At 53.1% G+C, this 12,818-nt stretch carries 6 protein-coding genes; 4 read left to right on the top strand and 2 right to left on the bottom strand.

What is annotated here, in order from left to right; all coding sequences use genetic code 11:
• Positions 1–21: 21 nt before the first annotated feature.
• Positions 22–2,430, bottom strand: coding sequence for an ABC transporter permease (locus ABD949_RS18870; RefSeq protein WP_345245839.1), 2,409 nt, complete (start codon positions 2,428–2,430; stop codon positions 22–24).
• Between the two features lie 74 nt (positions 2,431–2,504).
• On the bottom strand, positions 2,505–3,860 hold the full coding sequence (locus tag ABD949_RS18865; RefSeq protein WP_345245837.1) for a hypothetical protein: 1,356 nt from the start codon (positions 3,858–3,860) through the stop codon (positions 2,505–2,507).
• A 157-nt stretch (positions 3,861–4,017) separates the two neighbouring features.
• Here ABD949_RS18865 and ABD949_RS18860 point away from each other — a divergent pair, with 157 nt between their 5' ends.
• The 4 genes from ABD949_RS18860 (at position 4,018) to ABD949_RS18845 (ending at position 12,750) form a co-directional block, all read left to right on the top strand.
• A complete protein-coding gene (locus ABD949_RS18860) occupies positions 4,018–7,059 on the top strand; it encodes a SusC/RagA family TonB-linked outer membrane protein (protein WP_345245835.1) in 3,042 nt (1,013 codons plus the stop codon).
• A gap of 34 nt (positions 7,060–7,093) precedes the next feature.
• The gene (locus tag ABD949_RS18855) at positions 7,094–8,776 is read left to right on the top strand and encodes a RagB/SusD family nutrient uptake outer membrane protein (protein ID WP_345245833.1); all 1,683 of its coding nucleotides are present in this window, start codon (positions 7,094–7,096) and stop codon (positions 8,774–8,776) included.
• A 58-nt stretch (positions 8,777–8,834) separates the two neighbouring features.
• Entirely contained in the window at positions 8,835–11,315 is a 2,481-nt protein-coding gene (locus tag ABD949_RS18850) for a hypothetical protein (RefSeq protein WP_345245831.1), read from the top strand.
• Between the two features lie 766 nt (positions 11,316–12,081).
• Positions 12,082–12,750, top strand: a complete 669-nt coding sequence (locus tag ABD949_RS18845; RefSeq protein WP_345245829.1) for a dCTP deaminase domain-containing protein — start codon at positions 12,082–12,084, stop codon at positions 12,748–12,750.
• Positions 12,751–12,818: the final 68 nt, after the last annotated feature.

The raw sequence follows: 12,818 nt of genomic DNA, 5'->3' as shown, positions 1-12,818 counted from the left end.
CTACTGAGAACTCCCCACTGCCTACTCCACCTGCAAACTCTTCACCGGATTCATCAGCGCAGCCTTTAGCACCTGAAGGCTTACCACGATACTGGTCAGACAGGCCAGCAGCAGGGCGACCTGCACGAACGGTAAGCCGTTGATGGGCGTATGGTAGGCGTAATCAGATAGCCAGCCGGTTAGTACCCAATAGGCCAGTGGCCAGGCTACGGCATTGGCGATGAGCATTACCCAGGCGTACTCTTTCAGAAACAGCAGGAGGATACCCGGCACCGACGCACCCAGCACTTTACGGATTCCTATTTCCTTGATCCGGCGGGCCACACTTAAGGAAACCAGACCAATTACCCCCAGCACCACAATAAGCAGGGCCAGCCCCGTGGCGGTGTAGGCTGCTTTCTCCAACTGCAGCTCCGTCTGGTAGAGTTTCTGAAGGGTCTGGTCCATAAAGGCATAGTCAAACGGGGCTTCGGGGAAAAGTTCACGCCATTTCCGCTCAATACCAGCAATGGTCTGGCGGGTGTTGCCCGGAGCCAGTTTAAACGAGAAGAAGCGGTAAATGGGCCGATTTTGAACATGAAAGATGGCAAGGGGTCGCACCGCATTGTGCATGGTACCAAACAGGAAATCGCTGACAACTCCCCGAACCTGAAACGGTTGCGAAACACCCTTTAGGCGTATCTGTTGCCCAACGGCAGCCTCGGGGGTTTGGTAGCCCAGTGCCCTGGCAGCCGCTTCGTTCAGCACAATACTGGTTGAGTCGTAACCACCCTGACCGTAGTGGAAATACCGGCCACCCTGCAGCGCAATTTGGTAGGTTTGGGCAAAATATTCGTCCGTAGCCATCATACTTACCGGCACCGCCTGCGTCGAATCCCGACCGGCCGGGTATAGATTCCCATTATTGCCGACGTTTCCGTTGGGTATCTCGAAGGATAAACTAGCCGAGGAGATGCCCGGCAGACGAGCAAACTGGTCGCGGGCGGCTTCCATCCGGGCCACCCCCGCTACCGACCAGTTGCGCGGCAGCGACGAGACCGTCAGCACAGCTTCTTTCTCAAAACCAAGATCGGTATCGAAAAAATAGGTAATCTGCCGGGACACGACCAGGGCCCCTACAAATACAAAGACGGCCATGGTAAACTGCACAGTAACCAGCAATCGACGGAAGTATACCCCCTCCTTTACCGATCTGGCCTTACCTTTCAGCGAATCAACCGACGGGTAGGCCGACAGATGAAGCGCCGGGTACCCACCCGCCAGTCCACCAATCACCAGGATACCCAATAGCAGGAGCCAGCCGTAGCGCCAGGGTAAGTTAATCAGCGACATAATGGACTTACCAACAACATCCTGAAACACCGGCCGGAACAGCACATACAGCCCAACCGACAACACAGCCGCCAGGGTAGTCAGCACCAGGGCTTCGGTCAGAAACTGACTAATCAGTTGACGCCGTAGACCACCCAATACTTTACGGACACCGATCTCGCGCAGCCGCGATGCCGAACTGCCCATGGCGATGTTGACAAAGTTGATGACGGCCATTAGCAGGACAAACAGGCCCACGGCTGTGAGCGTTACCAGCATCTTCCGGACCAGTCCATTATTGCTCTGAAGATAATAGTCGGTAAGGGGCGTAACGTAAGCCGTCAGGTTTTGCCGGATTTCGGCGGGCGCATTCGTCGCAATCAGGTAGGCGAGGGGCTGTTCCAGTTGCTGCGGACGCACACCCGGCTGTAGTTCTACATACGTAACAATGTAGGGGTTTTGCCAGGAGCGCAAATCCCCTCCGAAATACGGTAGGGCACCGGTACCCATAAAGACCTCATTATCTTCCGGCAGCAGTTGTGATACGGAGTTCGGCGGGAGCGGCTTCAGTACGCCTGTTACCAGAAACGTCTGATTACCCGACTGCGGAGTCTCTACCGTCAGCGTCTGGTTCAAGACATCATCCGTACCAAACAGCTTCAGCGCTTTGGCAGCTGTGATAACAATGGCATTGGGGCCGGTCAGGGCAGTCCGCGGATTCCCGTGCAGCAGGTCAAAGCCAAACATGGTCAGCAACGTTGAGTCGCCGATCTGAATCGACTCCCGGAAATGGTTGCTGCCCCTGGAGAGGGTAGCGCTGACGCCGTGAAACCGGTAGACATTGGCCACCAGCGAGGGGTATTTCTCCTTCAGCGCCGGCCCGATAGGGGCCAGCGTGGTAATGTTCATACTCCTGTTGTCTGCTTTCCACTGGCTCTGGACCAGGCACTGCCGGGATGCGTTTCGCAACGAGCGGTTCACCTGAAACTCACCCCAGCTATAGCTGCCGATCAGCAGGGTAAAAGTGAGGCCCACGGCCAGACCAAGAATATTGAGCAGCGAATAGAACTTGCGCCGGAGCAGGTTCCGCCAGGCAATTTTGAGGTAGTTCTGAATCATAAACGTCTATCTCTCGATTTGGTCGTCAAGATACAGACAGAGTTAGTGCCCAGGCTGTTAATAATTGTTAAGCTTCAAAAATTACCGTTGAACTCGCTCCCCGTTTTTAAATCTTTCAGGGTAAAGAAGTTGACCTGCCCAATTCCTGCAAATCTGATACTGACCCCATAGACCCGCTTCAGTGGTTTTTGATACCGGCCTTCATACACCTTCCGGTCATTGATAAAAAGCTGAGCGCGCTGATCCAGAACCCGAAGCTTCAACGTTCCGCCAGTGCGCAGGTCGGCTCCCAGAAATCGCAGATCATCCTGTTCGCCGGTTTTGAGTTGTTCTGACAAATTAAGCTTGGTCCAGTACTCACAACCGGGTTTCATCACATGGAATGAATGATTGGACGACTCACCATTCACCGTAATACTCACCTGCGAACAACGCACGCCGGTTCGCGTGGGTGAGGTTACAACCCCCGTGGTGAGTTCGAAGTTATCGCCGTCGATAGGTGTGACCTGGGTATTAGCAAACTCAATAAAAAAGGTGCGGTTCGTGTCGACACCCGCCTGAGCCGCTTCGCCGGCGCTGATGCTCCGCTGCCCGCCGAGAAACAGATTCTTTCGTTCGATGGGGTAAACCCGCGACGTATCGTACATCATGTAGGCAGTGGCCGCCCAGCCGTTGGTAGGCAGGTAGACCGTGGCCGTATCGAGCAGAGCCGTACCCTGGCGCAGCACCGCAAAGTACCGCCCCGGCATCTCGTAGTAGTGATTGTGCCGGCGATTTTTCAGCGCTACCGGTTTATGACGGCCATCACCAAAATCGATGGTAAAAGGAGGTAATTGATCGGCCGGCTGGGTGAACCCCAAAACGTCAAAATTGGCCGAATGGGGGTTTTCGCCCACTGGATTTTTACACACCAGCTGCACCCGATTAGTCGAAATCGTATCGGAGAGAAGGGTTTCAGGCAGCAGCAAGGCAACGGCTGTCAGCATCAGGGCGACCAGCATAGTCAGCCAAAGCCATCTTTTTGGAGCTGGTTTTGTTTGGCGGGGTGACTGACGGAGATCCTCGGCAACCAGGCCAATCTCCGGCTGCCCGTCAGGATTAACGGACGGGCTTTCGTAATCGGCCCTTACCGAAGTTGCCTCCACAAAGCTCTCCCAGTCGGAGTAGCCCACATAACTGGCCAGCGCGTTGCGGGTTGCCTTTTGCGGGTAATAGCGGGAGTCTGTCTTGATTTTACCGAATATTCGTTTCAGGGTATTCGGGCTAATCCGAACGCTGGTCTTCCGATAAAGTATATTACTTAGCTGAATATAGTCACTGTTGGTCCAGGCAGCCCGGTCCGGTTTGCCATAGCCTTCACTTACCTGCTGACAACAATGCTCCAGGTGATAGTAGAAGCTAATTTTCTCCTGTCCGTTCTCTGCAATCATAATTCCACAACTATCTATAAATCAGCAGACTACCTTGTTCATAATTTTGGTTAATCAAATGGTCAAACCACTCTGAGGGATCATCGCATAATGCAAATTTATATTTGCTTACTGAAAATATCCTCACGTTTTTAACGATAAACCCGGCTGCGATCCCATGAATATCGGAAAAATTATGCGACAAAAATACATATTGTTTTGGGGGCTGTTGCTAGGCTGGCTCCCGGCGGTGCTGGCACAGACGCGCCAGATCAGTGGCAAGGTCACCGACGAGACCGCCAACGGTTTGCCCGGCGTCAGTATCGTTGTCAAAGGAACGCAGCGGGGCACCGTCACCGATGCCAATGGCGTGTTTAAACTGACGATTCCCGATTCCCCTTCGGTCGTACTGACATTCTCGTTTGTGGGCTACAGAAGTCAGGACATCAACGTTGAGGGGCAGACAACCCTTAACGTGAATCTGCAACCCGATCAGAACTCGCTGGAGGAAGTTGTAGTGGTCGGGTATGGTACGCAGAAGAAAAAGGACCTGACCGGAGCCGTTACTACCATTGATGCCAAAGACGTTGGCGGCCGGCAAACCGTTCAGATATCGGAGGCACTGCAGGGCAGCATTGCGGGGGTATCGGTTACCCGCTCCAGCGGAGCACCCGGTGCCGGAGCCAACATCCTCATCCGGGGTATTACTACTCTGGGTACCAATAGCCCGCTGATTATTGTTGATGGCGTGCCGGTGAACAGCATTGACAACGTGAATCCCAACGATGTCGAAAACATCACGGTGCTGAAAGATGCCGCGTCGGCGGCCATCTACGGGTCACGTGGAGCCGCTGGTGTGGTACTCGTGACCACCAAGCGTGCCCGCGAAGGGCAAAGCAGTTTTGAATACAACGCTGAATACGGCGTGCAGAAGCCTACCGCCTTGCCCGCTTATGCCAGCGCACCGGAGTACATGCGGCTGTTTAACGAGCAGGCTACCAACGATGGCTCGTCGACCGGGCCGTATTCGCAGGACTTCATCGATAACTTTGAACGGTACAATCGCGAGAAGCCCGATGTGTTTCCGTTTGCCAATACGGATTGGCAGAAAACGGTAATGACGCGGGCAACCGCTCCCCGCGTTCGGCACGACCTGGTGTTTACGATGGGTACCAATAAAATCAAAACTAAGGCGTCGCTGGGCTACACAAAATCAGGGGCTTTTTATGATAATTACACCTACGAACGCTACCTGTTCCGGGTAAACAACGACCTGCAGATTAACCCTAAACTGGGCGTGAATCTGGATCTGGCTTACAAGCGCACGAGTACGGTTGCCCCCGTTGTTAACCCAATTTACGAGGCACGGGTCATGCCGCCCATTTACGACGATTTTTACACTAACGGGCAATATGCGCTGGCCAAAGATGGTCGGAATCCTATTGCTCAACTGAACGAAGGAGGTACCAGCAACGGCACGTTTAACCAGTTGCTGGGACGACTGGCCTTTACGTTCAAACCTGTTGACGGTCTGACGCTCACGGCGCTGATTTCGCCCACCATCGATCTGGACAAATCCAAAGCTTTCTCGAAGCGCATTGCGTTTACCAACCCGGACGGCAGCGCCAGCTCGTTCAGCAACCAGCCCCGAACCATACTGACGGAGGGCCGGTTCGAAAATCTGATGCTGACCGGGCAGCTACTCGCTAATTATACCCGTGATTTGGCCGGTGGGCACAACATTGATGTGCTGGGCGGCTACGAAGAAATTTATTCCCGAAACGAGTCATTGTCGGCCTCCCGGAGCGGCTTTGCGCTGAACAGTTTTCCCTACCTCAACGCCGGTTCGCTGGAACTGCGCGATAATGCCGGTAGCGCCAGTGAAGTAGCCCTCCGGTCGGTTTTTGGGCGGGTAAAATACGATTTCAAAAACAAGTACTACATCCAGGGAAACCTCCGGTACGATCAGTCGTCGCGGTTTAACCGCCAGTACCGCGACGCGCTATTTCCTTCCGTTTCGGTGGGGTGGACGCTGTCGGAAGAGAATTTCCTGCGTGACAACCCCTGGCTTTCGTTCCTCAAACTACGGAGTTCGTACGGGGTGGTAGGCAACGAGCGGATTGGCAGTTATCCCTACCAGGCGACCATCAGCTTCAGCAACGCCCTCTTTTACCAGAATGGCGTGGTGGTTCCGCTGAACGGCGGTGGCCAGGTCGACTATGCTGTGGAGAATATCTCCTGGGAAACTACGCGTACAACGGATGTGGGTCTGGACGCGGCCTTCTTCAAAAACCGGCTCACGCTTGCCGCCGATTATTACCAGAAACGCACGTATGATATTCTGCTGGCGCTGGATATTCCGCTGTATCTGGGGTATGAACGCCCGCAGCAAAACGCTGGTACCCTCGACGTGAAGGGATGGGAACTGGAAACCAGCTGGCGCGACCGGATTGGCAAGGTAAACTACTCGGTTGCTTTCAACCTGTCGGATGCCCGGTCGAAAATCATTGACATGAAAGGGACCCAGATTTTGGGTAGCCTGTCTACCTTCAAAGGCAGCGAGTACAATGAATGGTTCGGTTACCGCTCGGCCGGTTTGTACCAGACCCTGGACGAAGCCAATAACTCGCCCCGGCTAAACACCAACGTTACGGCCGGCGATGTGCGCTACGTGGATACCAACAACGACGGCAAAATTACCCCCGATGACCGGGTGCTGCTGGGCGGTTCGCTGCCCCGGTATCTGTACGGCAGCACCCTGCGGTTCGACTACAATGGCTTCGATTTTGGGCTGGTCATGCAGGGCGTCGGCAAAAAGCTGAGCCGCCTGCCCGACGAGGTTGTCCGACCTTTTGCGGAGGCTTTCGGGAATGTGCCGGCGGAGCTGATCGGTCGGTTCTGGAGTAAAACCAACACGGCCGAACAGAACCTGCAGGCCCGCTACCCCCGGCTTTCGACCCGGTCGCTGGGCGCTAACTACGAATCTTCCGATTTCTGGTTAATCAGCGGGGCCTATTTCCGGGTGAAAAACGTAACGCTGGGCTATACACTTCGCCCCAATTGGATTAAGCGCGTTGGTCTGCAATCGACACGGGTTTATGTGTCGGCCAACGATGTGTTTGCGCTGCACAAGTTTCCCAGCTACTGGGACCCTGAAGTAGGCAACTCGTCCTATCCAATTGTAACGACCTTGCTGGCCGGCGTTACCCTGCGGTTTTAAGTGTATTCCTGAACAGCCTAACTGGTTTTAGATCATGAAAAATATACCTTTTATACTCCTGCTGACGGCCAGCGTTACGGCCTGCAATACGCTGGACCTCAACCCACTTTCTGAACCGTCAACGGCCACCTTCTATTCGAATCAAACCGAACTCGAACTGGCCGTGAATGATCTGTACCGACTCGATTTCTGGGGGAACGACAACGAACAGTTTACCGATAACTACTGGCATCGAGGGCAATTGGGCAATGCCGTTACCTTTGGTACCATGAATGCCGAAGATGCAACCGCGCAGGCTTACTGGACGGCCTGCTACAAAGCCATTGCGCGGGCCAACTCCTTCCTGGCCAACAAAGACCGGGCGGCTGTCAATACCCCTGCGCCGGTTATAACCCGGCTGGAGGCCGAGATGCGGCTGATTCGGGCTTACCAGTATGCCCGGCTCATTACCCACTTTGGCGATGTACCGCTCATCACGCAGCCCATCCTGTTGGAAGAATCGTACAGCGTTACCCGAACGAATCAGACTGAAGTGCTCAAATTCATCTTTGAGGAACTCGATTTTGCCAGCGCCAACCTGCCGCAATCGTACGCAGGCTCGGCCGTAAAACGACTCACCAAAGGGGCCGCGCTGGCGGTTAAGGCCCGCACGGCACTTTACACGGGCAACTGGGCCGTTGCCCGCGATGCCGCCCAGGCCATTATGCAGTTTACGGGCCCCGGTGCCTACAGCCTGCACCCCAATTACGCCCAGCTCTTTCTGAAGGCTGGCGAAACGAGTAGCGAACTTATCATCAGCGTTCCCCGCGACGAAGCGCAGAAAGTCTTTACGTCGGGCACCGGTGTTCGGGATCAGCTGCCCCGTACGACAGGTGGTTTTGGGGCTCAGATTCCGACTCGCTCCATGGTGGATGCCTACGAAAGCCGCGACGGGAAGCCTATCGACGAGTCGCCGTTGTACAACCCCAAAGAGCCGTTTAAGAACCGGGACCCGCGCCTGACGGCCAGTATTGTGGAGTTTGGCACGCAGTGGCTCGGCTATGGGTACCAGCCCCACCCCGATTCTACAACCGTATTCAGCAGCAAAGAAAACCGGCGGGTATCGAACCTGGATACACGGGCCGTGGCGGCCTTCGCCAGCTTCACGGGCTTTCTCTGGAAAAAAGGTGTCGACCAGAGCTGGGCCGACAAACAGAGTGAAGATGCCGATGCCATTATTATCCGCTACGCAGAAGTACTGCTTACCTATGCCGAAGCTAAAATCGAACTGGGCGAAACGGATGCCAGCGTTCTGAACGCTATTAATCAGGTACGGGCCCGGGCCTACGGGGTAGCCGTGGGACAAACGTCGGCTTACCCAGCCGTGACCACCACCGATCAGGCCGAACTCCGGCAGATTGTCCGGCGCGAACGGCGGGTTGAATTTGCCAAAGAAGGCTTGCGTTACATGGATCTGATCCGCTGGAAACTGGCCGAAAAAGCCCTGACCCGGCCCGTTATCGGCCTCCCCGACCCGGCAGCTCAGAATCGGGCAAAGTGGCCTTTCCCCGGCGTAACTCCGCTCGATGACGACGGAATTCCTGATTACTCCGTTTTTGGGACCGATGTAAAAGTAGTGGCCCAGCGTAGTTTTGATAAATCCCGGCAGTACCTCTGGCCAATTCCGGCGCTGGAGCGTCGGGTTAATCCTAACCTCACCCAGAATCCCGGCTACTAAATCGGCCTGCGTGCAAAACCTGATGGTATAGTTACCTAATGCGTTAATTCCTGCTTTAATGAAAAAAATCAATTTGTCGTATATACTGCTTGCCTGTCTGGCAGGGTTGACCCATTCGCTGATGGCCCAGTCTGGCCAAAAACCCTCTTACAGCGGTGTTTATCCCCACCTGGCCATGTACAACAACGAGGGCGAGTGTGGCACGGGTGCCGTTGTGCCCTGGGCGGGTAAGCTCTGGGTCGTTACCTACGGTCCCCATCTCCCGTTCGGGTCGTCGGACAAGCTTTACGAAATCACGCCGGATCTAAGGCAGATTGTGCGCCCGGAAAGCATTGGGGGGACGCCCGCCAACCGGATGATCCATCGCGAAAGTAACCAGCTTTTTATAGGGCCTTACGCCATCAATAACAAAGGCGAGGTCCGGACGATGCCTTACCAGACAATGCCCGGCCGCCATACCGGCAACGCCCGCCACCTGACCGACCCAGCGAACAAGCTCTACTACGGCACGATGGAGGAAGGCTTTTACGAGATCGATGTAAAAACCCTGACACCGACCCTGCTTTACGAAGACGGTAATGTGAAGCAGAAAAAAGGGGCCGATGAGTCGAACAACCAGCATGGTGAGCTGCTGCCCGGTGCGCACGGAAAAGGGCTCTACTCCGGGCAGGGCGTTATGGTATACTCCAACAACGGTGAGCCAGGACCCAAAGCCCTGGAGCAGTTCGATATTGCCGCCGGCTCGCTTTCGGAATGGAACGGGAAAAACTGGACGGTAGTCCGCCGAAACCAGTTTGTGGAAGTAACCGGTCCCGGTGGTCTTTACGGCAACAAAAACCCTGATACCGACCCGATCTGGGCCACCGGCTGGGACCATAAATCGGTTCTGCTCGGCGTGCGCGACCGGCAAACCGGCTGGCATTTCTTCCGGCTGCCTAAAGCCAGTCACAGCTACGACGGGGCTCACGGCTGGAACACCGAATGGCCCCGTATCCGCGACGTGGGTACGGCTACCAAACCCGATTACCTGATGACCATGCATGGGATGTTCTGGCGGTTTCCCGAACGGTTTACGGCCACCAATACAGCCGGCATCCGCCCACGCTCGGCCTACCTGAAAGTCATTGGTGACTACACCCGCTGGAACGACCAGCTGGTCTTTGGCTGCGACGATTCGGCCCAGCGGGAGTTCCTGAACAAACGTAAAGCCAAAGGCAGCATTGAGGGGCCTGGCCAATCGAACTCGAATCTCTGGTTTGCCCCCCTGACCCTGCCCGACCAACTCGGTCCGAATACTGCCGAGGGAGCGGTCTGGATCAGCGAAGCGGTAAACGCCAACACCCCCTCGGAGCCGTTTCTGTTTGCGGGCTGGGCCAACCGGTCGGCCTGGGTGCAGAACAACAGTGATGCCGAGGTAGCTTTCACGTTTGAAGTAGACAAAACAGGTACGGGTACCTGGTCAACCCTGCAAACAGCAGCGGTGGGGGCTAAACAGTCCCTGCAGATCGCCTTTACTGCGAATGCCCCCGGCGAGTGGATTCGCATAAAGCCTAACCGGTCGGCAAACGTATCGGCGCATTTCTCGTACGCGGCCAATGACGCCCGCAGCACACAGGCCGGCCCCTTGTTTGCCGGGCTTAGTAAAGTGGGTACCGCTACTACCGTGGGGGGTATGCTCTACGGGCTGGGTAACAACCGGCGGGCTCTGGGTTTGGCCGCCATGACTTATAACGGCAGCCAATCAGCCGATGTAGGGTATTATGAACTGAACGATGCCATGCAGTTGGTCAGGAAGGAAGATCCTGCCACGCACACGTTCATCAAAAGTAAGTTTGCGATTCCGCAGCAGGTGGTGACGATCGACAACGCGAGTGTGCTGGTGATTGATGATAAGGGCCGGCGGTGGCGGCTCCCGCTGGGTAACAAGGTGTACACGGACCTGACGAACGGAGCCAGCCTGCGCATTTGCCGGGAGGTAGCGACCGAGCGCGATCTGTTCAACTGCCACGGCACCTTCTACGAACTGCCCGCCGAGAATGCCGACGGCTACGCGAAGATCAGGCCCATTGCCTCCCATAATCTGCGTATTAACGATTATGCCTCGTACCGGGGTCTGCTGCTGCTGACCGGTATCGACCTGTCATCGGCCCCCCATAACGAGCATATTATTGTATCGGACGACAAAAAAGCCGCCGTCTGGGCCGGCGTAATCGATGATCTGTGGAAACTGGGTAAGCCAACCGGGCAGGGTGGCCCCTGGAAAAATACCATGGTAAAGGCCGGTGAATTCTCCGACCCGTACCTGATTGGCTTTTACGATCAGCGCAGTTTACAGCTTTCGCATAAGGCAACTAAAGCCGTTACCTTCACGCTGGAAGCTGATCCGGTTGGCACCGGTATCTGGATGCCGTACAAAACCATAACGGTTAAGCCGGGCCAGACCACACCGTTTACCTTTCCCCGGGATTTTCAGGCCCGCTGGATACGGTTTAAAGCCGACAGTGACTGCGAAGCGACAGCCCAGCTTCAGTACCAGTGAGGCAGGAATACGGTTTTTAGTACGGTCGAGGTATACGTACAGTAATGGCCGCAACTACTAATCGGAGCCGCCATGGTGCGGCAAATTGGTAGTTGCGGCCATTATCACGATTTGGGCAAAAGAAAAAGCCACTTAACATTGTTGCTAAGTGGCTTGTAGTCAGGGCTCCCGAAGCTGAAGAGGCTTAGACCTAAATAACTCTCTCATTATTAATAGCTTACCTCAAGAGATTGTATAAAAAGGAGGTATGATTAGTAGTTTGCGAAACAGAAGATCAAGAAGGTATATTCTTGACTATCAATGCATTGTGCTGTAACAATAAAGCTACAGTGTACATAGATATGAATAAGTATACACATAGCATGAATTAAAATATTTAGGCCTCTCAACGGTGTTGCAAAGAATTACCCCCACATCCACATTAATTAAGAAAACGCTACATAAAAGGTTCAACATAAAGGGCAATAAACCACACAGATAAATTACTTTCGCACTTTGATGTTATAGGAAACAACTTGCTGTTGCAGCTACATGCTAAAAATTTACTTTTATACGTCCATATGATAATATTCTTAAATCATCTCTATAAAACTTTGCAAAAACCGAAAGACACTACAGAGGTTGAATAGGCCAAGCTTTTAACTTGTAAAAGAAAACTAGCGAATTAATAAATTAAAAATGTTATGGGACTCCTGCCTGATGTTTAGTTAGATTTGTTACAAAAAATATTTTAATAAAAGATGGGTTATCAGTCCATTATACAGGATTGAAAGAAGATGCAAAGGAGTGGGATACAGCCTTGTCACCGATACAGCCTACTTCGATTGATGTACGGGTAAAAAATATATTTATCCCTGGTAAGAAAAAGAAAAGTAGAGGAGGTAGTGAGGAACCATTAGATCAGAGTTCGATAGCTACAGGTGGAACTGTTATTGTTGAGACAATGGAGACCCTTAGTTTACCTTCCAATATATCAGCAATAGTCTTTCCCCCAAATTCTGTATCCTCGAAAGGTATTTTGGTTACAAATCCAGGACATATTGATCCTGGTTATGAGGGAAACATAAAATTCACATTACTAAATATGAGTAAAGAGCCTTTTGCTCTTAAACGTGGAGATGTGATAGGTACAATATTATTCTTTTTATTAGATTCTGATGTAAGAAGTGATTATAAAAGCAGAGTAAAACAAACTGATAGCAATAAGGGGATACAAGATTTAAATGAGACGTTAGCACACGATTTTGTAAATATAAACGAAAGAATTAAGGAAAAGTTAAATAAAGAGCTAACCCGGTATTCTTTAATTACAACAGTGATTGTAGGTCTACTTGGTGTTTTAGCAACTACTGCTAGTACTTACCTTAATAATTCAAGTAATGCAAAGTTTAGCGAAAGACTAAGAACGTGTTTAAAAATGGAGCGCTGGGGTTAGAAAAAGCGGAAATCAGCCTATCTTGAGGGTTAATCCGACCAAAGATGTACCCCTCCGACTTGACTGAT

It is taken from the genome of Nibrella saemangeumensis (assembly GCF_039541915.1).
GTDB classification, from domain to species: Bacteria; Bacteroidota; Bacteroidia; order Cytophagales; family Spirosomataceae; genus Nibrella; species Nibrella saemangeumensis.
Note: the sequence above shows the minus strand (reverse complement) of the source record. Positions and strands in the feature narration are given on the sequence as shown.

Coding starts and splice junctions, on each gene's coding strand:
- ABD949_RS18870 (WP_345245839.1), bottom strand. CDS start 2,430: ATGATTCAGAACTACCTCAAAATTGCCTGGCGGAACCTGCTCCGGCGC.
- ABD949_RS18865 (WP_345245837.1), bottom strand. CDS start 3,860: ATGATTGCAGAGAACGGACAGGAGAAAATTAGCTTCTACTATCACCTG.
- ABD949_RS18860 (WP_345245835.1), top strand. CDS start 4,018: ATGAATATCGGAAAAATTATGCGACAAAAATACATATTGTTTTGGGGG.
- ABD949_RS18855 (WP_345245833.1), top strand. CDS start 7,094: ATGAAAAATATACCTTTTATACTCCTGCTGACGGCCAGCGTTACGGCC.
- ABD949_RS18850 (WP_345245831.1), top strand. CDS start 8,835: ATGAAAAAAATCAATTTGTCGTATATACTGCTTGCCTGTCTGGCAGGG.